The organism is Chloroflexota bacterium, from assembly GCA_009840355.1.
GTDB lineage: Bacteria > Chloroflexota > Dehalococcoidia > Lucifugimonadales > JADFKI01 > Bin90.
The window spans coordinates 126,817-149,099 of sequence record VXNZ01000023.1 but is presented as its reverse complement, the minus strand read 5'-3'; the positions used below and the strand labels follow the sequence as shown (position 1 = coordinate 149,099).

The 22,283-nt window shown below is 58.9% G+C and carries 17 protein-coding genes; 14 read left to right on the top strand and 3 right to left on the bottom strand.

Features of this window, described 5'->3' with window-relative positions; translation table 11 throughout:
* Nucleotides 1-52: 52 nt before the first annotated feature.
* Nucleotides 53-847: a putative hydro-lyase gene (locus F4X57_06330; GenBank protein MYC06772.1), complete on the bottom strand. Its 795-nt coding sequence runs from the start codon at nt 845-847 to the stop codon at nt 53-55.
* Between the two features lie 178 nt (nt 848-1,025).
* Nucleotides 1,026-2,735, bottom strand: coding sequence for an ABC transporter substrate-binding protein (locus tag F4X57_06325; protein ID MYC06771.1), 1,710 nt, complete (start codon nt 2,733-2,735; stop codon nt 1,026-1,028).
* 291 nt (nt 2,736-3,026) lie between these two features.
* Here F4X57_06325 and mftG point away from each other — a divergent pair, with 291 nt between their 5' ends.
* From mftG to F4X57_06255, 14 genes are all read left to right on the top strand, one after another.
* A complete protein-coding gene (mftG, locus tag F4X57_06320) occupies nt 3,027-4,583 on the top strand; it encodes a mycofactocin system GMC family oxidoreductase MftG (protein MYC06770.1) in 1,557 nt (518 codons plus the stop codon).
* A gap of 84 nt (nt 4,584-4,667) precedes the next feature.
* On the top strand, nt 4,668-5,417 hold the full coding sequence (locus tag F4X57_06315) for a glucose 1-dehydrogenase (GenBank protein ID MYC06769.1): 750 nt from the start codon (nt 4,668-4,670) through the stop codon (nt 5,415-5,417).
* An 82-nt stretch (nt 5,418-5,499) separates the two neighbouring features.
* Nucleotides 5,500-6,252 (top strand): glucose 1-dehydrogenase, encoded by a 753-nt coding sequence (locus F4X57_06310; protein MYC06768.1) that lies wholly within the window; start codon nt 5,500-5,502, stop codon nt 6,250-6,252.
* 101 nt (nt 6,253-6,353) lie between these two features.
* Nucleotides 6,354-6,755: a hypothetical protein gene (locus F4X57_06305; GenBank protein ID MYC06767.1), complete on the top strand. Its 402-nt coding sequence runs from the start codon at nt 6,354-6,356 to the stop codon at nt 6,753-6,755.
* Between the two features lie 86 nt (nt 6,756-6,841).
* Entirely contained in the window at nt 6,842-8,257 is a 1,416-nt protein-coding gene (locus tag F4X57_06300; protein MYC06766.1) for a DUF1800 domain-containing protein, read from the top strand.
* 102 nt (nt 8,258-8,359) lie between these two features.
* Nucleotides 8,360-9,697: an AAA family ATPase gene (locus F4X57_06295; GenBank protein ID MYC06765.1), complete on the top strand. Its 1,338-nt coding sequence runs from the start codon at nt 8,360-8,362 to the stop codon at nt 9,695-9,697.
* The gene (locus F4X57_06290) at nt 9,698-10,162 is read left to right on the top strand and encodes a hypothetical protein (GenBank protein MYC06764.1); all 465 of its coding nucleotides are present in this window, start codon (nt 9,698-9,700) and stop codon (nt 10,160-10,162) included.
* Nucleotides 10,163-10,304: 142 nt separating this feature from the next.
* Entirely contained in the window at nt 10,305-11,321 is a 1,017-nt protein-coding gene (locus F4X57_06285; GenBank protein ID MYC06763.1) for a 6-bladed beta-propeller, read from the top strand.
* Nucleotides 11,322-11,524: 203 nt separating this feature from the next.
* Complete coding sequence (locus tag F4X57_06280) at nt 11,525-13,702, top strand: ABC transporter substrate-binding protein (protein MYC06762.1); 2,178 nt, start codon at nt 11,525-11,527, stop codon at nt 13,700-13,702.
* A 96-nt stretch (nt 13,703-13,798) separates the two neighbouring features.
* Nucleotides 13,799-14,785, top strand: a complete 987-nt coding sequence (locus F4X57_06275) for an ABC transporter permease (protein ID MYC06761.1) — start codon at nt 13,799-13,801, stop codon at nt 14,783-14,785.
* Nucleotides 14,786-14,819: 34 nt separating this feature from the next.
* A complete protein-coding gene (locus tag F4X57_06270) occupies nt 14,820-15,971 on the top strand; it encodes an ABC transporter permease (protein ID MYC06760.1) in 1,152 nt (383 codons plus the stop codon).
* Nucleotides 15,972-16,115: 144 nt separating this feature from the next.
* Nucleotides 16,116-17,177, top strand: a complete 1,062-nt coding sequence (locus tag F4X57_06265; protein ID MYC06759.1) for an ABC transporter ATP-binding protein — start codon at nt 16,116-16,118, stop codon at nt 17,175-17,177.
* A 74-nt stretch (nt 17,178-17,251) separates the two neighbouring features.
* The gene (locus tag F4X57_06260) at nt 17,252-18,280 is read left to right on the top strand and encodes an ABC transporter ATP-binding protein (protein MYC06758.1); all 1,029 of its coding nucleotides are present in this window, start codon (nt 17,252-17,254) and stop codon (nt 18,278-18,280) included.
* A gap of 149 nt (nt 18,281-18,429) precedes the next feature.
* A complete protein-coding gene (locus F4X57_06255) occupies nt 18,430-19,836 on the top strand; it encodes an MFS transporter (GenBank protein ID MYC06757.1) in 1,407 nt (468 codons plus the stop codon).
* A gap of 39 nt (nt 19,837-19,875) precedes the next feature.
* Here F4X57_06255 and F4X57_06250 read toward each other — a convergent pair whose 3' ends face one another.
* Complete coding sequence (locus F4X57_06250) at nt 19,876-22,242, bottom strand: CRTAC1 family protein (GenBank protein MYC06756.1); 2,367 nt, start codon at nt 22,240-22,242, stop codon at nt 19,876-19,878.
* Between the last annotated feature and the right edge of the window lie 41 nt (nt 22,243-22,283).

Here is a 22,283-nt window from a genome sequence, read left to right as displayed (position 1 = left end):
TGTTGTTTCCTGATATGCTCTGCTGTTCACCAGTGTGAATTCAGATGTAAGCCTAAATCACCGCCAAATCCTCATCCATCTTATCAGTGATGAACATGTGCCCCGGCGCGTGCGTAATCATCAGGGGCGGCTTGGCGTTCATGGCGACGGCTTGCGGGGTTACGCCGCATGCCCAGAACACAGGCACCTCGCCGTCTTTGAACTCGACCGGCTCGCCGAAGTCGGGCGCGTAGATGTCGCCGATGCCGATAGCTGCCGGCTCGCCGACATGCACCGGCGCGCCATGCACTGCGGGGAAGCGCGACGTTACCTGCACCGCGCGCACGACCTGCTCCTGCGGGATGGGGCGCATCGACACGACCATCGGCCCGCTGAACGCGCCCGCCGATGCCGCGTCGATGTTGGTGATGAACATCGGGACATTCGTGCCGCAGGTCATGTGGCGCATCTCCATGCCGACTCGCATCAGCGCCGTCTCGAACGAGAAGCTGCAGCCGAGCAGGAACGACACGAGGTCGTCGCGCCAGAACTCGCGCAAATCGGTGATTTCGGCGGTCAGCTCGCCGTGCTCATAGACGCGGTAGAGCGGCAGGTCGGTGCGGATGTCCGCGCCGGGGGCAAACTCGCGCGGCTCGACTTCGCCCGCTTCCACCACTTCGAGCAGTGGGCAGGGACGCGGGTTGCGCTGGCAGAACAGCAGGAAGTCGAAGGCGAGATCGCGCGGCAAGATGGCGAGATTCGCCTGCACATGACCGGGCGCCATGCCGCTCGTGGGCTGGACTAAGTCGCCGTCGCGCATCATACGGCGCAGGTCGGCTGGGTTTTCGGGCAGGGCTGTGAGTGTCATGGTTTGCTTCCTTTCTATGTAATTTACATCGATGGACAGGATGGGGAGGATGGGATTGTTTCGCAGTATAGCACTTGGGGACTGCTCTCGGAAGAACAGCCCCCAGTACCCATATTATGTGCGCCAGTGTGCGCCTAGTCCGTCTGACAGGCTATTTATTTGCCTGACATGTTATAGATTATGGCGTCTCGAAGCGGCCGGTTGAGGTTATCGTGCCATCTTCGATCATCCAGATTTCGATGGTGTTGAACACATCGCCGTTCGCGTCGAAGTCGTGCGAACCGGAGACGCCTTCGTAGTTGATGTCCTCGCCAGCCTGTATCAGCTCGATGGCGTAGGCGAACTCGCCCGGTCCGACGATAATGCCGGGCGGCGCTGCGACCTCACGCAGCGCGTCTCGCACGGCTTCGGACTCGTAAGTGCCTGCCTTCTCCACCGCGAGCGCGATGATTGCCATCGCATCGAACGCCTCGCCGCTGAACAAGCCCGGCTCTTCGCCGAAGCGTTCTTGCGACAGGTAGTTGTACAGCGCCTTGGAATCGCTCTCCTCGCCGCCGGGTGCGGTGCCGTACATGCCGTTCAGCCCTTCCTGAGCCAGGTTGTCGAACATGTCCTGGTTTTTCGTGCCGTCCACGAACAGGAATGTGTCGATTAGTCCGCCTTCGATTGCCTCGCGCAGATACACCTCAGCCGCTATTGGGTAGCTCATGGCTACCAGCACATCGGGGCTGTCTGCGGTGGCGTTCTCGAGTTCGGACAAGTATGTAGGCAGTTCGTCTTCGTGCGGTACCTGCGCGGTAACCGTGCCGCCCGCAGCCTCGAAGTGCTCGGTGAACACGCGCGACAGACCTTCGCCGTACGGGTTGTTGATGTAAATAGTCGCCGCAGATTCGTAGCCAAGTTCGTGCGCCAGCCGCGCCAGAATGACGCCCTGCGCCGCGTCTGACGGCGCGGTGCGGAACACGTAGTCGCCGTCTTCCAACACGCTGATGGCGGGCGATGTGCTCGCCGGCGACATTAGTATGGTGTTGTTGGGGATGGTAACGGACTGCGCTACAGGGATGGTAACGCCGCTGGATAGCGCACCAACGATAGCCTGCACGCCTTCTGTCGTGATGAGACCGCGAGCGGAGTCAGTCGCGACCTGCGCCGAGCTGCCGCTGTCGCGATGCACAGGCTCTACGGGCCTGCCAAGAACGCCGCCTGCGTCGTTGATGAGCTCGGCTGCGAGGTCGGAGCCGTTGCGGATTGCGGGTCCGTAAGGCGCGAGACCGCCGGTGTAGGAGAACAGGGTGCCAATCTTGATGGGATCGCCGGACGGACCCATCATCATGGGTTCTGGCATCATCATAGGTTCAGGCGTAGGAATGGCGGATATGGCAGCCGCCACGATAGCCTCGACTTCACTGGCGCTGAGCGGCTCGGGCTGCGACTCAACCGCATCCATCACCGCCATCGACACCAAATCTTCGATGTCGTCGCCGGACAGCGAGTCTTCCTGCGCCATCATAACCGCGCTCTCGACCATTTCGCCGATTTCGGCAGCGTCCGCGCCTTCGGGGACAGCGTCCTCGACCGCCTCTTGCACCATCATAGCAATCTCTTCTGCAGACGGTCCGGCGGGCGCCGGCTCAGGCATCATCATAGGCTCGGGAGCCGGTACATTCGCCACTTCTTCTTGAATGATTGCACGAATCTCGTCAGCAGACGGACCCGCAGGCGCCGCCGGAGCCGCCGGAGCGGGCTGACTGCAAGCCATAGCCAGCAGCGCGATAGCGCCGATGAGCATTGCAAGAGCCGTGAATCGCTTGTGCTTCGCCAACATTAAGCATCCTCCCAATTGCGCTGAACGCGCGATTAATGATTGCACATCTTCCGAGACTGTCATTAGTGGCAATATATGCTTTATACCCTAATAATACCACGCCCGCATTATCCCTGAAACACGAGTGGCTGACAACATATTTTTCAATCCCCTGCCTCCGATCCTACCCATCCTGTCCATCCTATTAAGTAGCCCCGTTAAGTAGCCCCGTCATGGGCGCAAACGCGGTTGACAGTGTGTTGCGCCTGACATATTATCGCCCGCATGTACTCCGCTCATATTCGCCATCAAATCAGATGGCGAATTACTAGCAAATCGGGCGGCAAGCGGCGCGACGCATAGGAGGAAAATGCGATGCAGTACGACTATATCGTTATAGGCGCAGGGTCGGCGGGTTCGATTATGGCGACCAGGCTATCGGAAGACCCGAGCAAGTCGGTGCTGCTGCTGGAAGCAGGACCCGACTACGCGGAGATAGACCAGCTTCCCGACGAAGTGCGCAACGGCTATGCAACCGGCATCGATGTGATGACCAGCGACCACAATTGGCAGTTCTGGGGGCAGCCCACGCCCATCGCGGACCAGATGATGGTGCCGCGCGGCAAGGTCACCGGCGGCTCTAGCGCCATCAACGGGCAAGTGTTCCTGCGCGGCATGCCCGAAGACTACGACTCCTGGGCGTCGCTCGGCAACGACCAGTGGTCTTATGAGAAGATTCTGCCATTCTTCCGCAAGCTCGAAACGGACATGGACTTCTCCGACGACTTCCACGGCACGGAGGGCCCGATTATCGCGCACCGCTTCAAGGATCCGACGACCTGGCCACCCATGCAGACTGCGTTCTACAACGCGGCAAAGGCAGAGGGCTTCCCGGACGGGCCGGACCAGAACAACCCCGATGTTACAGGCATAGGCCCCACGCCGTACAACAACCCGAACGGCATTCGCTGGAGCACGAACATCGGCTATCTAGGCATGTCTCGGCATCGGCTGAACCTGACGATTCGCCCGAACTGCACCACGCATCGCATCATCGTGGAGAACGGTCGCGCGACAGGCGTCGATGTTGAAAGCGGCGGCGAGCGGTTTGTAGTAACCGGCGACGAGATTGTTCTGAGCACCGGCGCGATCGCGTCTCCACAGATACTAATGTTGTCCGGCATCGGTCCCGCCGAGCATCTGACCGAGATGGGCATCCCCGTGGTGCACGACGCGCCCGGCGTTGGGCAGAACCTGCGCGATCATCCCGTCGTCTGGGTTACATGGCGCACCAAGCCCGAAATCGACTTGGAAAGCCTGGCGCTCGCACCGCGCAGCCAACTGATGCTGCGCTACACCGCGACCGGCTCCGACCTGCGCAACGACATGAAAATCACGATGTCGAACTTTGCCACAGCGCGCGTCGATAGAGGCGGGCATCGCATGGTGCCGGTCGGCGTGCGAATGTCCATCATCCTAGACCTCGCCGTAGGCTCGGGCGAGCTGAAACTCGCCTCTGCGGACGCCAATGTGCAGCCTTCGCTGTTCTACAACTACTTCGCCGAAGAATTCGACCGGCAGCGCTCGCGCGAGGGCATCCGCATGGCGCTGAAGCTGATAGAGCATCCGGACTTCAACGACATCATCGAAGAGCGCATAGAACCGCTGGATGCGGACTTGGAATCGAACGACGCGCTGGACCAGTACATGATGCGCGAGGCGACGACGGGTCAGCACATATCCGGCACTTGCAAGATGGGCCCCGCGTCCGACCCGATGGCGGTCGTGGGACAGAACGGCCGAGTGCACGGCATAGCGGGCTTGCGCGTAGTGGACGCATCCATAATGCCCGACTGCATCCGTGCCAACACAAACGTAACAACCATGATGATAGGCGAGCGCATAGCCGACATGGTGACGAGCGGGAGCTGACATGGATATAAAGGATTAGCGGGATACTATCCTGTCCATCTCCTCCATCCCTTCCATCGATGTAAAGTAAGTTGAGGTGCGTTCATGAGGCTTGAAGGCAAGGTTGCGATTATTACGGGCGGCGCTAACGGCATGGGCGCGGAAGAGTGCCGCATTTTTGCGCGTGAAGGCGCTAAAGTCGTCATCGCGGACATACTCGAAGACGAAGGGCGGCAGCTCGAAGCGGAGATTGCCGAGTCCGGCGGTGATGCTGTGTTCGCGCGGCTCGATGTTACGGACGAAGACAACTGGAACGCGGTCGTCGCCGATTCTGTGGCGCGCTACGGCAAGCTCGACATTCTGGTGAACAACGCAGGCATTGGCAGAGGCAGCGGCCCCGATCCTTTGAGCGTGGACGCTTGGGACGCGCTGATGAACATCAACGCCAAAGGCGTGTTCCTCGGCATGAAGCACGCCATACCCGCGATGAAGAACGCGGGCGGCGGCTCCATAGTGAACATATCGTCCATCAGCGGCATCGTCGGGCAGAAGCAGGTTCACATGGGCTACAACGCATCCAAGGGCGCGGTGCGTATCGTCACCAAGTCGGCGGCGGTGCAATACGCGCAAGACGGCATCCGCGTGAACTCCGTGCATCCGGGCTTAATGCCGCCTATGCTCACATCAGCGGCGAACACGCCGGGCATCCGCAGCGAAATGCTCGCCGGCATACCGATGGGCAGAACCGGCGAGCGCGAAGAAGTGGGCTACGCCGTGCTGTTCTTGGCGTCCGACGAGGCGTCGTACATCACCGGCGCAGAACTGGTCGTAGATGGCGGCTGGACTGCGACATAAGCAATTGACATGTATATACAGGATTAACGGGATACTATCCTGTCCATCCCCTCCATCGATGTAAAGTGAGTTGAGGTGCGCTATGCGGCTTGAGGGCAAGGTTGCGATTATTACGGGCGGCGCGAATGGGATGGGCGCCGAAGAGTGCCGCATTCTCTCGCGCGAAGGCGCTAAAGTCGTCATCGCGGATGTAATGGAAGACGAAGGGCGGCAGGTCGAGGCGGAGATTGCCGAGTCAGGCGGCGATGCCGTGTTCATGCGGTTGGATGTTACGGACGAAGACAACTGGAACACAGTCGTCGCCGATACGGTCGCGCGCTTCGACAAGCTGGACATTCTGGTGAACAACGCGGGCATCAGCGGCTCGCACAATCCTGACACTATGAGCACCGAGGCGTGGGACACCTTCATGGACATCAACGCGAAGGGCGTGTTTCTGGGCATGAAGTGCGCCATACCCAAGATGAAGAACGCGGGCGGCGGCTCTATCGTGAACATATCGTCCATCAGCGGCATCGTCGGGCAGCAAGGCAATCACATGGGGTACAATGCGTCTAAGGGTGCGGTGCGCATCGTCACCAAATCGGCGGCGGTGCAGTACGCGCAAGACGGTATCCGTGTGAACTCCGTGCATCCGGGCGTCATGCCGCCGATGCGTTCATCAAGTGCGGCGCGAAACCCGGACGCGCCAAGCCCTCTGCTGGACCATGTTCCGATGCGGCGTGTCGGGCTGACATCAGAGGTCGGCAACGCGGTGCTGTTCTTGGCTTCCGACGAGGCGTCCTACATCACTGGTGCAGAGCTTGTCGTGGACGGCGGATTGACAGCGACTTAGGCAGGCGGCAGGCGTACAAGTAGAGCGGTAGTTGAGGCAGTAGTTGAGATTGAGGGGATGGCCTGGGGCAGGCAAGAGCGCCAAATAGAGAGGGTGGCGACGTGCGAGGTGTCATAGCCATTGTCCTAGTTGTGGCGGCAATGCTCTGCCTGTTGGGATGTGGTTTGCTGAGCAGCGCTGTAAGTGGCACGATAACTTACGACGGCGATCCCGTAATACCGGATGGTGCAGTAGTGACAGTGCAAGTGCGTGATGTTTCCTATCAGGACGCCGCTTCGACGCTGATCGCCTCTCAGTCAATCGAAAATCCTGGGCGCTTTCCAATAGACTTCTCAGTGCCATACGAACCGGATGACATCGACTCTCGGGCGATCTACGGCCTGCAGATCAGCATCAGACAGGGCGACAGCCTCATATTCGTCAATGACACCGCGTTCGACGTGCTAACACGCGGCAACCCCAAGCGAGGCGTGGACGTTTGGGTGGTGGCTGTGGGCAGATAGTTCAAGACCTACTTGCCGGTTGTCCCATGATATACTGCCAACTGACATAATCGGCATGCCAATTACACTATGCGAAGGAGCGGGCGATGGAAGCCAACGGTACAGCGGTCACGACCAACAACGAACTTGCACAGATGGCACACCTGATGCGGCGCGCGGGCTTCGGCGCGAGTCGCGGCGAATTGGACGCGCTCTTGGCGAAGGGCTACGAAGCCGTCGTGGACGACCTAGTGAACCCGGAACGCCTGCCGGACATGGACGAAGACATTCTCGACAGATACTTCGGCGGCGAAGGATACCCTATCCACGCGAGTATCTGGATGTTCCGTATGCTCAACTCGCAGCGCCCGCTGCAAGAGAAGACCGCGCTGTTCTGGCATCATGTCTTCGCCACAGGCATCACCAAAAACCAGCATGTCATGTCCGCCGTGAACCAGATAAACACCTTCCGGCGCGTGGGCATGACCGACATGCGCACCATATTGCTGGAACTCGCCAAAGACCCGGCGATGATTTTCTGGCTGGACAACAACGAGAACCATAACGGCGAGCCGAACGAAAACTGGGGACGCGAACTGCTTGAACTGTTCTCGATGGGTGTGGGCAACTACACCGAGCATGACATCAAAGACGCCTCACGCGCGTTCACCGGCTGGACATTCGAGCAGCCGATACCGCTGTACCCGCACGGCTACTACCCCGCGCCGTTCAAGTACATCGAAGAAGACCACGACGAAGGCGACAAGACTTTCCTGGGGCAGTCCGGCAACCTCAACGGCGAGGACATCATCGACATCATCGTGCAGCAGCCCGCGACGGCGAGGTTCATCGCGCGGCACATGTACAACTTCTTCGTCGCGGACGAGCCGCAAGTGCCATCGTGGAACACCGTGCCGCCGCGCGACCAAGACGCAATCAACACGCTCGTCGCCGCATACCTGCAATCCAACGGCGACATCCGCGCGATGCTCAGCGCCATGTTCAACTCGGATTTCTTCAAAGAGGCGCGCTTCAAGAAGGTAAAAAGCCCAATCGAGCTGATAACCGGCGTGATAAAGCTAGTCGGCACATACCGCGAGCCTGCGCCGGGTCTGGTCTCCTACTCCGGCACGGCAAAGCTGATGGGACAGCAGCTGCTCGACCCACCGACGGTAGAAGGCTGGCACACCGGGCACGAATGGATTGACGGCGGCACGCTGAACGAGCGGGTGAACTTCGCGGTCAACGAGGTGGGCGACCTCAGCAAGCCCGGCATCAACGACTTGGTGGAGCGCATGGGCGCGGACGGGGACGCCTGCCTGCCCGCCGAGCTAGTCGAGCGCTCGCTGGAACTCGCCGGTCCCGTCGAAGTCGGCGACGACACGCGCGCGGGCCTTCTGCGCTACGCCGAAGCCGCCGGCGAACTGCGCTTCGACACCGACATCGCCCGCCAATCCAGCGCCGAACACATAGGCCGCATGTTGCAACTAATCGTGTCCACACGGGAATACCAGATGGCGTAGGGGTGCTTATTTTCATCGGTTAGTTATCAGAAGTCAGTGAGGGGCGGTCTTGGGACCGCCCTTTCGCATGCAAGACGGTTAAGAGATTGGTACAATCCGTGTATGGATAAGATAACGGTAGAAGGATATAGGTGTTTCAGAGAACGCCAGTCAGCGCGATTGGCTCCACTGACGCTTCTTGTGGGGAACAACAGCACCGGCAAAACTTCATTTCTGGCGCTGATTCGTGCTCTTTGGGAAGTTGCGTTTCTTAGCGAATCCCCCGATTTTCAGAAGGACCCTTACGATCTCGGTACATTCCGAGACATTGCTCACAACCGCGGGGGAAGAGGTGGGCGAGTCAGAGCGTTCGAAGCTGGATTTGAGTATAGCCCTCATGCACAAAGGCGTCGATCAAAGAGGAAAAGCGAAGAAAGCCTGTCTTTTTCCGCTCGATTTGAGGAGGTTCGAGCGGTACCTTTTCCAATCAAGCGGTGCATTACTCAGGGAAACGCAAACCTAGAGGTACACCTTCACGAACGTGGTCAGTATCATTTCCGGTACAGCACACCAAAAACAGAGGGAGAGCACCTTTTCGAATACCGTTTTCGGTCACAGGACGAAGTTCACTTGTTACCGTTCGATGCGATTCGCTTTTGGCGGGTTGAAGACGAAGAATCTATCGAGATAGAAGCTTCGGAAAGGAAGCAAATTGAGGAGTTGGCGGACTCATTAAATCCGGTATGGGTAACGCCTGATTCCACAATTTTTCCTTTCGCAAGTGCACCAGTTCGCTCTCGTCCACGCCGTACTTACGATCCTGTTCGACCTTCGAGCGATCCAGAAGGTGAGTATATCCCCACATACCTTGCTAATACCTCACGTCGCAGTCCTAGCGAATGGAACCGTCTGAAAACTAATCTTGAGGAATTCGGACAATCTTCGGGATTGTTTGACGAAATAAACATTAAGTCTTTGGGTAGAAGCGAAGGAGAACCCTTTCAGGTACAGATCAGAAAATCTGGCAGCAGAAGGCTAAAGGGGCCTTACAAGAACTTGATTGATATGGGATACGGAGTTAGCCAAGCCTTGCCTGTAATTACGGAGTTGATGCGTAGAGACTCGCCCCAGATTTTCCTGCTGCAGCAACCGGAAGTACACTTGCATCCTAGTGCTCAAGCCGCGTTGGGCAGTCTCTTCTGTAATATCGTAGCCGAAGGAAGACGTCAGTTGGTAGTTGAGACTCACAGTGATCATCTTCTGGACCGCGTGCGTATGGACGTGCGTGACGAAAAAACCAGATTGAAACCAGAGGATGTGTCCATACTCTTTTTTGAAGAAGGCGAACTGGACGTTCATATCCACTCGATCAGGCTGGACGAAAACGGTAATGTACTGGACGCGCCGCCTAGTTATCGTCGGTTCTTTATGGAAGAGACTCGCCGCTCAATCGGACTGTAAATGTGTGCCATACTCGACAACAATGTTAGAGATGAAGTCTTCGGCGAGAACCAGTCGGAAGCAGGAAAATACTTCTTCGACTGGCTGAGTAGTGGTAATGGCAAGTTAGTAGTTGGAGGCGCGCTACTATGTGAACTTGGTGGATATAGGCGTTTCGCTCAGTGGCTTCAACAAGCGGTGAATTCAGGGATTGCCATTTATATCGACGACTCAGACGTGAATGCGGAAACTGAAAGGTTGATGACTCAAGTCGATTGCAGGTCCGACGATGAGCATGTTCTTGGTCTTGCGATAGTGAGCGGAGCACGGTTGCTCTTCACAAACGACAGAGCACTTCAGGACGATTTCAGGGATCGCCAGATAATCCCCGGCATTCGAGGACGGGTGTACACGACCATCGAGTATAGAGATGTTCGTTCCAGTCATCGAAATCTATTGCGCCGGAACGACCTATGCAACATATAGTCTGACTCTAGTTTCAACACCAATTCCTCAATACTTCCTTCTCTATCACCTCCGGTTGACGAACCCGCCCCCGCAACGCTAAAGTAGCCCCAAACTGACGACTGCAAGCTGCAAACGCTTGACACCACTTGGAGGCACCACTATGACAACACGACCATACGGATTGCTGCGCTGCGGGTTTCCTTTTGATAAGACGCTCGGAATGCGCAGACTGACGAATTATCCCATCGATGTGGCGCTGGGCGATGAAAACCGCCTGTATGTCCTGTGCCGCGCGGATAACGCTTCGCTGGTGCGGCGCTATAACTACGCGGACGAAGATCTCGGGCAGTTCGGCTCGGTAGGCAAGGATGAGGGGCAGTTTATGTGGCCCGTATCCATCATCACCGACTCGGACGAGAATATCTATATCTCGGACGAATACCTGAACCGCATCACCGTGTTCGACAAGGACGGGCAGTTCGTCAAGTGCTGGGGCGAATCCGGCAGCGAGCCGGGTCAGCTCGACCGCGCATGCGGCATAGCGTTCGACTCTGAAGAGAATGTGTATGTCTCCGATTCGATGAACCACCGCGTTCAGAAGTTCTCGAAGGACGGCGAGTTCATCACCGCGTTCGGCGAGTTCGGCAGCGGCAAAGGGCAGCTGAACATGCCCTGGGGCATCGATGTTGACGACGAAGACGCGGTGTATGTCGCGGATTGGCGCAACGATCGTGTGCAGGTATTCTCCACGGACGGCGAGTTCATCACGAAGTTCGGCGGCTCCGGCTGCGGCGACGGCGAATTCAACCGCCCGACCGATGTCGCTGTGGACGACGACGGGGACATATATGTGGCGGACTGGGGCAACGACCGCGTGCAGCTGTTCAACTCCGAGACGCGCTATGTGCAAAAGTTCCTCGGCGATGCGACGCTCTCTCAGGTCGCGCGCGACTATATGCTGACGAACGCGATGCCCAACCGCCTGCGCGACATGTCCAACATCGAACAGCAAAAATACCTGCGCCGGCCGAAGTCCGTAACCGTGTCCGGCGACGGACGGTTGTACATCTCCGACAACTTGTCCTACCGCGTGCAGGTGTACCGGAAGGAAGTCATCCACCTAACGCCGGAGCAGTACGGCCCGCCGATGCGGTCGCCTACTCTGAATCAGGAGTAGCGGCGTATTTTGCCCCGATCCTGCCATTTCAAGGTGATTTTGGGGCAGAATGCTTGACATTTGGGGATGTGATACCTAATATCTACGGCAAATTATCACAATCGTCTCAAAAGGCGGCGTGATTGGTCGTGCATGTGCGCGGCCGATATATTTATTGATGGCGGCAACAGAGTTGCCAAGTCTAAACGAGAGAGGGGTCAGAGATGAAACGGTCAGTGTTGCTCTTGGCGGCAATGTTCGTATTGGGAGCAATCCTCGCGGCTTGTAGCTCGCAGCCCGCTGCGGAACCACAAGTCGTGGAGAAGATTGTCGAAGTTGAAAAGGTCGTCGAAGTCGAAAAAGTGGTGACGGAACAGGTCGAAGTTCCTGTCGAAGTGGTGAAGGAAGTCGAGAAGGTCGTCACCGAAGAGATTGAGGTAATCAAGGAAGTCGAAGTCGAGGTCGAGAAAGAGGTCGTAAAGGTCGAGCGCATCGAGGTACCTGTCGAAAAGGTCGTCGAAGTGCAGAAGATCGTTGAGAAGGAAGTCGAAGTAGTTCGGTCGAACCTCGGCGAATCCCCTGACCTCGCGGCGGCAGTAGCCGCTGGCACGCTTCCCCCGGTCTGGGAGCGCATCCCCTCGCAGCCGATGATTATCCCCACCCTGCAGGACGGCATCGGTGAGTACGGCGGCGTTGTAAGGCGCTTCTACCTCGGACCTGCGGACGGCTGCAACTTCTTCCGCCTGTCCCGCGCATCGCTGGCGCGTTTCTCGCAGGACGGCTTGTCGTTCGTCCCGTCCATCGCGCGTGGCTGGGAAGTCTCGGACGACGGCACAGAATGGACTTTCTTCCTGCGTGAGGGCATGAAGTGGTCTGACGGTGACGACTTCACTGCGGACGACTTCGTGTACCAGTACGAAGATGTCATTATGAACGAAGACCTGACGCCGACTTCCCCGCCTTTCCTGAGGATTGGCAACGAGATAGGCGTCATCTCCAAAGTTGATGATGTTACAGTCAAGTTCACCTTCCCCGTGCCGAACTTCCTGTTCTTGGAGATAGTGGCGCAGGCTGACGAGGCTTGCTACGGCTCGACCAGGAATGTTCCTTGGGCGCCTTCTCACTATATGATGCAGTTCCACGCAGACCACAACCCGGACGCGCAGGCGAACGCCGAAGCAGCCGAGTTCGAGAGCTGGACGCAGTATTACGACTCCCAGACGCAGTACAATCTGAACCCTGAAAAGCCCACCATCGCGCCGTGGAAGTTCACGAACCCACTGGGCGACCAGGTGGTGATGTCCGAGCGCAACCCGTACTTCTGGGCAGTTGACCCGGCGGGCAACCAGCTCCCGTACCTTGACGGCATCCAGCTGACCCTCTCCGAGGGTGGCACGGAAGTCGGCACGCTGATGGCAGTGCAGGGCGACATCGACATGCAGGGTCGGCACATCCAGCTCGACCAGTTCACCACGCTCAAGCAGGGTGAAGAGCAGGGCGGCTACACGGTGCGAACCTGGCCGACCTTCGCAGGCTCCGATGTGGCGTTCTTCTTTAACATGAGCCTGCCCGGACCCACCGGCGAGGCGATAAGGACGAAGGAGTTCCGTCAGGCGCTCTCGCTGGCAATCGACAGGAAGGCAATCCAAGAGATTCAGTTCCTTGGGCTTGGCACGATCCGTCAGGGCGTACCCGGTCCGGCGCACCCGCACTATCCGGGCGACGACATCGCGCAACTCCGCACCGAATATGATCCGGACGCGGCGAATGCATTGCTTGACAGTGTGTTCCCTGACAAGGACGGCGAGGGCTTCCGCCTCAGCAACGGCGAGCGCATCGTGATGAGTGTTACCGTTACGGACGCATTCGGCACTTGGCCCGACGCGGCGCAGGTTGTCGGTCGCGCTTGGGAAGCCGTAGGCGTCAAGGCTGATGTGAATGTAACCACGCGCAGCCAGCACTTCACGCGCTGGCAGACCAACGAATGGGCGGTTATGGTGTGGAACGAGGACACGGCGGGCTTCACCTTCAGCTCCATAGACAAGCGATCGCCCAGAGAGGGCGCGGCAGGCAACTTCCACGGGCCGGGCTGCGCGCTGTGGCTGCAAGATCCGGACGGACCTAACAGCTACCCATGCGCCGACGAGTCGGTCGCATTGCTTGAGATGCACAAGCGCGGTCCCGGTCTGCCGCCGGCAGAGCGCAACGCGCTGGGCAAGGAAATCTACAAGACCATCGTTGAGAACCAGTACAACATCGGCATCGTGGGCTTGTCCCCGATGGTGCAGGGCGTCATCGTAACGAACAACGACCTGCGTAACGTGCCCGACGCGGCCGGCAACGACTGGCCTCTGCGAACGCCCAACACGGGCTTCCCGGAGCAGTGGTTCTACGCTCGATAATCAATAACCGAAACTAAAGAGGATAGACAGGATGGATAGGCTTCTCATCCTGTCTATCCTGTTAATCCATGTTAAAGCCTCAACTGGCACACTCCCATGATACAGTTCATAGTCCGCCGGTTTCTCATATTCATACCGATGCTGTTTCTGATGTCGGTGGTGGCGTTCGCCATCATTCAGGCGCCGCCGGGCGACTTCCTGACCGACTACATCGCGCAGCTTCAGGCGACGGGCGAACTCGCCGACGAGAGCGAGGTCGAGGCGTTGCGCGCGCAGTACGGGCTGAACCAGCCCATATATGTGCAGTACCTCAAGTGGGTCTATGGCATCATCCAGTGGGACTTGGGGCTGTCTATCGAGTGGAGGCGTCCCGTCAAGGAGCTTGTCAACGAAAGGCTGGCGATGACCGTCTTGCTCGGAGTCGCCACTATCCTGTTCACCTGGACGCTTGCTATTCCCATCGGTATCTTGTCCGCCGTGAAGAAGTACACGGTGATAGACTATTTCTTCACATTCTTATCGTACTTTGGAGTGGGAACGCCGAACTTCATGATTGCGCTTGTCGCCATGTGGTTCGCGTTCAGCTGGTTCGGCGTCAAGGCGACCGGGCTGTTCTCGGACGAGTACATCACCGCGCCTTGGAGTGTAGGCAAGTTCATAGACTTGATCAAGCACTTGTGGCTGCCGATGCTTATACTTGGCACGGACGGCACGGCGCGCTTCACCCGCATTGTGCGCGCGAACCTGCTGGACGAGATGAACAAGCCTTATGTGGAGACGGCGCGCGCGAAGGGCTTGCCGGAATGGAAGGTAGTGCTGAAGTACCCGGTGCGTATAGCGCTGAACCCGTTCGTCAGCACGGCGGGGCTTGAGTTGCCGCGCCTGATTTCCGGCCAACTTATCGTGGCGACCGTTATGAGCCTGCCCACGATTGGTCCCCTGCTGCTGCGCGCCCTGCTGTCGCAGGACATGTACATGGCAGGCTCTATCGTGCTAATACTGACGACGCTGACGCTCATCGGCGTCCTTATATCGGACATCGTTCTGGCAGCGATGGACCCGCGCATTCGTATTGGAGCCTAGATTCCTGCTTTCGCAGGAATGACGGGAAAAAGAGATGGCTGCACAGACGGAATCGCTCCCAATTCAGAGACCATCTGAAGACGAGCAGATATACATTGCATCCCAGTGGAAGCTGATTTGGTGGCGGTTCATCCGACACCGCGTCGCAATGGCATCCACGGTCGTGGTACTGCTCTTCTACTTTGTGGCATTGTTCCCGGAGTTCTTGGCGATACACGATCCGCGCCAAGAGTTCGCAACGCGCACATTCATCCCGCCGCAAGGCATTCACTTCTTCGACGGCTTTACTCCGCAGATGCCCTATGTCAATGGGCTGAAGGGCGAGCGCAACCCCGAAACGCTTGGCATGGAGTGGGTGACCGACGAAGAAACGAAGCACACCATCAACTACTTCGTGCGCGGCCACGAGTATAAACTGTTCGGTTTCATAGAAACGGACTGGCACTTGATGGGGCTAAATGTGGATACCAGCACGGAGCCGCAGCCGTTCTATCCACTCGGCACGGACAGGATGGGGCGCGACATGTTCTCGCGCCTGATGTACGGCACGCGCGTGTCCATGTCCATCGGTCTGGTGGGCGTGGCGCTGAACATATTCCTCGGCTCTATGCTTGGGGGCTTGTCCGGGCTGCGCGGCGGATTAACTGATGCCGTGATACAGCGCATCATTGAATTCGTGCGCGCGATACCGACGATACCGCTCTGGCTTGCGCTATCGGCTGCCGTGCCGCGCGACTGGTCAATCATACGGGTCTATTTCGCCATCACGATAATCATCTCGCTCATCGAGTGGACGCGCCTTGCGCGCGAGGTGCGCGGTCGCTTCCTGGCGATGCGAGAAGAGGACTTCGTGCTGGCGGCGCGGCTGTATGGCACGAACGAGATACGCATCGTCTTCCGGCACATGCTGCCCTCGTTCCTGAGCCACATCATCGCGGCAACGACGCTGGCGATACCGGGCATCATCATAGCGGAGACATCGCTGAGCTTCTTGGGACTGGGGCTGCGCGAGCCGGCGATAAGCTGGGGCGTGCTGCTTCAGGAAGCGCAGACATTGCAGGCGGTCGCCGAGGCTTCTTGGCTGCTGCTGCCGGGCGTCTTCGTGCTGATAGCCGTAATGGCGCTAAACTTCATGGGCGACGGCCTACGCGACGCCGCCGACCCATACGCAATACGAGAAGGGTAATTTTACCGAACACCGTTTCACCGATATAGACAGGGTTGCCGGTTGAATTGCCGGCTATTCCGCGACTGCAATCTAACGCGGCATTGTCTATCTATATTTCGGGCCTATTTCGGATGATCGGTGTTCTTGACTGGGCGATATTCGATGGACGACACGCTGCTGGATATACGAAACCTGAAGACTTACTTCTACCTTGATGAGGGCGAGGTGAGGGCGGTTGACGATGTAACCGTGCGTATCGACCGGGGTAAGGTGCTGGGCGTGGTCGGCGAGAGCGGCTGCGGCAAGAGCGTGCTCGCGCGGTCTATTATGCGTATCGTCCGCCCGCCGGGCAGAACCGTTGACGGCGAGATTATCTACCATCGTCCCACGCAAAACGGCGACGGCGGCTACGAAGAGATAGACTTGCAGCAGCTTCCGCAAGACGGCGATGTCATGCGGCGTATTCGCGGCGCCGACATCACGATGGTCTTCCAAGAGCCTATGGTCTCGTTCAGCCCGGTGCACACCGTCGGCGACCAGATTATAGAAGGTATATTGCTGCACCAGGAAGTTACGAAGGAAGAGGCGCGCGAGATTGTCGCGGACACGCTGCGCAAGGTCGGCATCCCCAATCCGGAGCAGCGAGTCGATTCGTACCCGTTCAACCTGAGCGGCGGCATGCGGCAGCGCGCGATGATTGCGATGGCGCTGTCGTCCAACCCGTCGCTGCTTATCGCGGACGAACCCACGACCGCGCTGGATGTAACTACGCAGGCGCAGATTCTAGAACTGATGGCGTCGTTGCAGCGCGAACTCGGCATGGCGATGATGCTCATCACACACAACCTCGGCGTTGTGGCGCAGATGGCGGAAGAAATCATCGTGATGTATCTGGGCAAAATCGTGGAACGCGCGGACACCGCAACGCTATTCCGAGACCCGAGGCATCCGTACACGCAGGAGTTGCTAAAGTCCATCCCGCAGATGCGGCGAGAACGACAGACAACGCGCCTGACGGCTATCAGCGGCACCGTGCCGCCGCCGTTTATACGACCGTCGGGCTGCCCGTTCCACCCACGCTGCCCGCAGGCGATGCCGGGCGTGTGCGATGTGCAAATGCCGCAGACGATTGAGGTCGAAACAGGGCACACCGTACGCTGCCTGCTGTACGAAGACGACGCGAATACTGTCGCCACGGGTGCTGGGGCAATCGAACAGGATTAATAGGAATATGCCCATACCCACCTTCTCCGCCGGATGAGCAGGATATTAGGTGGAACGGGCGGCAGGATTAGTCGATGAGTACGGAACAGAACGGCAGCAGCCAGATACTCGATGTCGAGGGCTTGAAGGTATATTTCCCGATACTTGAAGGCTTTCTGCGGCGCACCGTAGGCAATGTGAAGGCGGTTGACGATGTTAGCTTCAGCCTGAACGAAGGCGAGACCTTCGGGCTTGTGGGCGAGAGCGGCTGTGGCAAGACGACTACCGGCAGGGCTATCCTGCGTGCCATCGAGCCCACGGATGGCGAAGTGCAGTTCACGATGAAGAGCGGCGATCGTATTAACACCGCAGGCGCGGACCGCGAGACGCTGCGGCTGCTGCGCCAAGAGATGCAGCTCATATTCCAAGACCCGTTCGCATCTCTCAACCCGCGTATGACCGTGTTCGATGTGGTCGCGGACCCGCTGCGGGTCAATCGCCTTGCGCGCGGCTCCGAGCTTGAAGACCGCGTCGCGGAGATGCTGCGGCTCGTCGGGCTTTCCGTCGATTATGCGCGGCGCTATCCGCATGCCTTCAGTGGCGGCCAGCGGCAGCGCATCGGCATCGCGCGCGCTCTCGTCGTCAACCCGCGCCTAGTCATCGCGGACGAACCGGTGTCCGCGCTCGATGTGTCCGTGCAGGCGCAAATCCTCAACCTTATGCAGGACTTGCAGGACGAGCTGCGGCTGACATACTTGTTCATCAGCCACGACCTCAGCGTGGTACAGTACCTGTGCCACCGAGTCGCAGTGATGTATGTCGGCAAAATCGTCGAAGTCGCATCAACGGAAGACCTGTTCACGCAGCCACGCCATCCGTACACTCAGGCGCTGCTGTCGTCCGTTCCGGTGCCTAATCCGGCTGTGCAGTCGCGCGGAATGGTGCTAGAAGGAGAAGTCGCAGACCCGGCGAATCCGCCGTCCGGCTGCTACTTCCACCCGCGCTGCCCGTTCGCCCGCGACCTCTGCCGCGAGCAAGCGCCGCCGCTGAAGGAAGTGTCGCCGGGCAGGTTCGCCAGCTGCCACTTCGCAGACGAAATCGAACTGCCGGGCGTGCCGGGCTAACTGACAATTCTCGCTTATCGTTGCTTTGCACCATACCTGTGCATTACCATTCCAACATGAACGAGGAATGACACCACGCTGAGCCTTCGCCCGTAAGCGGGTGAAGGTTTTTTTCAAGCGAATTCCCGAAAGAACGCCGCCACACTCCTATGCCCAACACACCAGCCTCGCCATCGAGGCAGAACAGCGTGCTGACTATCAACCTTCTATCGAACCTGCTCAATCGCGCGCCGTTCCATTATGCTTGGGTTGTAGTGGGGACGCTGGCATTAGTGCAGATGGTCGCGCTGTCGGTGAACTTCGCGGGAGGTGTTCTGGTCGAGCCGCTGATGAATGAACGCGGCGAGTTCGGATTCAGCGCGTCCAGCGTGGGCTTGTCGTTCACGCTGTTCTTCTTGGCGGGCGCGATGCTGTCGCCGGTAGCTGGCTGGCTCGGTGAGCGCTACGGTCCGCGCAAAATGATGATCGTTGCCTCACTGGGCTACTGCTGTGTGATGGTGCTGGTGGCGTTCGTCAGCGCACCATGGGAATTGTGGCTGTCGTTCGGCATCCTGCGCGGCGCGGTACAAGCGATTTTCATGGTGCCGCTGATGGCTGCGGTGTCCGCTTGGTTTAGGCAGCGGCTCGGGCTCGCCACAGGCTTGCTCTGGGCTGCGTCGGGCATTGGGCCTGCAGTGATGGCGCCGCTGCTCATTAATTTCGTGCAAGGTGTTGACTGGCAGACCACATTCACTTATTTCGGACTTGCCGCCGGCGCGTTCATCCTGCTGCTGACTCTGGTATTCCGCAGCAAGCCCGCCGATGTAGGCGCGCTGGCATACGGTGCGCGCGCTGGCGACGTCGAAGATTCGGGCATTTCGCCGGAACAGGAAAGAGCGCGCGCCAAGGTGTTCAACCAGCATGTGCGGCGTACGAAGGCGTTCTGGAATCTGCCCGCCATTCACGGTCTTGGCTGCGCGGGACACGGCATCATTCTGCTATTCGTCGTGCCGTTCGCCATAATGAAGGGCTTAACCTTCACCGAAGCGGCGCTGACTCTGAGCATCCTGTCGCTGGTCAGCATACCAAGCCGAATGCTGACTCCGATGATAGCGGAGAAGTACGGCACAAAGCCGATAATGGCGACCTGTCTGATGATTCAGGGCTTGACGGTCTTGATGCTGTTCGTATCGACCGAGTGGTGGCACTTCTACCTGTTCGCGGTACTGTTCGGCATCGGATTCGGCGGCGAATGGACGGGCTATCTCGTCATCAACAGGCAGTACTACGGTAACGGTCCGATAGGCTCGGTGTACGGCTGGCAAATGTCCGGCGCGCAGATGGGGCATGCATTCGTGAGCTGGGTATCGGGGATAATGCTCGACATGACGGGTTCATACAACGTACTATTCGCAGTGTCCGCGGCGATGAGCATCGCCGGCGCAGTGGTAACAATGACCCTGGAAGACACTTCCAAGCGCCTGATAGGCGATTGGGAGTCCGTAGTGCCCGACGTGGAAGGTTCAGACAGTACGGACACCCGCCCAGCGCCAAGAGCGCCAAGCGCAGCGGATTGAGCGCCTATTGCAATAGATTCGCCCCATCCTGTCCAACGATTACTGCGGCAGCGCGGGTTCGGTGATTTCGTACACTTGGTTGACGGGGATGTTGCGGATTACTTGGCGGACGCCGCTGGGCCAAAAGATGGTTATCTCGTCAGCGATGCTGGCGTTTGCCACGCCGAAGTGCAGATCGAGCGTGGACATAGACAGGAAGCTTGAGCCTGCGGTTACATCGTCAGTCTGCACTTGCCGCCTGCCATCCGCGCCCGTCGTGGACACGAAGACTCGCGCGCCGATGGCATCCGCGTTGCTCCCCGTGCCGTCCTCGACCATGCGTCCGCGCAGGCGCAGCGCGAGCCAGTTGTTATCGCCGCCGCCGTTCAGCCAAACGAATGTTGGTCCGTTCTCGAAGCCCAGCGCGCTGTCAGTTCCCGCGCTTGGGTCGAGGTAGATGGGACCTGCGCTGTTCGTGCCGATAAGGTCGATATAGCCGTCGCCGTTAAGGTCGCCTTTCGCCAAGCCCTTGCCGTTCTCGTGGTACGCTGTGTCGATGCGCTGCCGCTCGCGGTCGAACTGCGCGCTGAGCGGGTCTAGCACGCCGTAATCGACATCCTTGATGTTCAGCAGCCGCGCCTCCACGGTGATGTCTTGAAAGTTACCCGCGCCGTCGCCGCGCAGCATACGCCCTGCCGATGGAAACCACCTACCTTCCGGCGATTCGCCGCGTCCGAGCGCGGCGCCGGTCCAATACAAGTCTTGGTCACCGTCGTTTTCCATGTCGAAGAACACCGCGCCAAAGCCGAAGTCGTACGCCGCTAGACCGGTCGGCACCCGCCAATCAAGCCATATCCGCCCCGGGTCGATTGAATCGGGCGGCATGACACGATTCGGTTCTATCGGCACGGTCGGCGCGACATCCGGAAAGAAGCCGACTTCACCCAGACGCGGGACGACCATCGTGCCGTCGTTGCGCAGTAGGTAGTGGGCGCAGGTGGAAACGGAATACAGCTGCTCGCTGGAGCAGTCGCCGCTCGCACCCTCGAACGGCAGCGGCCGAGTCTTGGGATGGTAGCCGATGTTGGTTACGAACACATCCAAGTCCGCGTCGCCGTCGTAGTCGCCGAGCGCAAAGCCCATCCAGTTGCCGCGCTTGTCCAGCCCCATCGGGCGCTCGACCGGCGTGAAGCGCACGCGGTTGTTCTCGGTATCGTTGCGGTAAATCCGCACGGGTCCGCCGTCGTCAGCCGTCCACAGGTCTGGATCGCCGTCGTCGTCGAAGTCAAAGAACAGCGATGCCCAGGTTACGACCTGTTCGCCCCGCACACCCGCATCCACACTAATCTCGGTGAATGTGCCGTCGCCGTCGTTGTGGTAGAGCACATTCTCGTTGCCGCGCGTTAAGACGCCGGGATGCACCGAGTCCATGTCAGATCGGTTGGCGACGAATATATCCACCCATCCGTCGCGGTCGATGTCGGCGCAGGCGGGGCTTGTGCCGGTGCGGAAGTTCGCCTCGTCGCCGAACGCGCCGGCGGTGATGTCGGTGAAAGTGCCGTCGCCGTTGTTGCGCATCAGGCGGTCGCTGACGGCTTCGCGCAGCGCGGAGTCGTACACCGCATCTTCATAGTCCAAGCCGTCGCCAATGATGCCCTGCGCGCTGAGGTAGATGTCCTGATAGCCGTCGTTGTCGATGTCGCAGGTAACGACGCCGGTGCTGTTGGACGCATTCGCGGACACGCCCGCCTGCACGCCGACTTCAGTGAATGAATCGCCGCCGTCATTGCGGAACAGCAGGTTCGGGTTGCCGCGCGACTGCGTGATGTAGAAGTCGTGGTCGCCGTCGCGGTCATAGTCGAAGATAGCCACGCCCGTCAGATCGTTCGCAACGGCGAATTGCTCGCCCATCGCTCGCTCCGCGATGTTCGTGAACGGCGCCACATCGTCCGTGCTAACGCCAATAAAGCCGGGCTGCCGGTAACGCCGCGACCGTATCTCCGCGCCCTCCGACGGCGCGGCAGCGCTGCCACCAGTCGCGCCGACAGTCCTGATACTGCCCGCGCTGACGGTAATGCCGCTAGCGCCGGTTGCGTTGCCGGTCGTGCCCGTATTGCCCGTGTCTGTACTGTCCGTGTTGGTACTGCCAACAGCGCCTGTACTGGCCGAACCACTGCCGCCACTTGCGCCACCACCAATAGCTGCTTGCATCGGCGCAGCGGTAGGAACGGCAGTCGGCGCAGGCGCAGGCAGCACGCGAGTAATCGGCGTAACCGTAGTGCGCGGCGGAGGCGGCACGCGCTCCTCGCTGCAAGCAAGCACGGGCAGCGCAAGCACGGCGACGACGGTAACGATTAGCGCAGCCGGCGGCGGAAGTTTGGAAGGAAGTTGCTTGGTAATAGTCTGGCGAATAATGTGAGTTTTCATCCGACTATTTTAACGCAGACAGCACTCGTGAACGCAAGGAC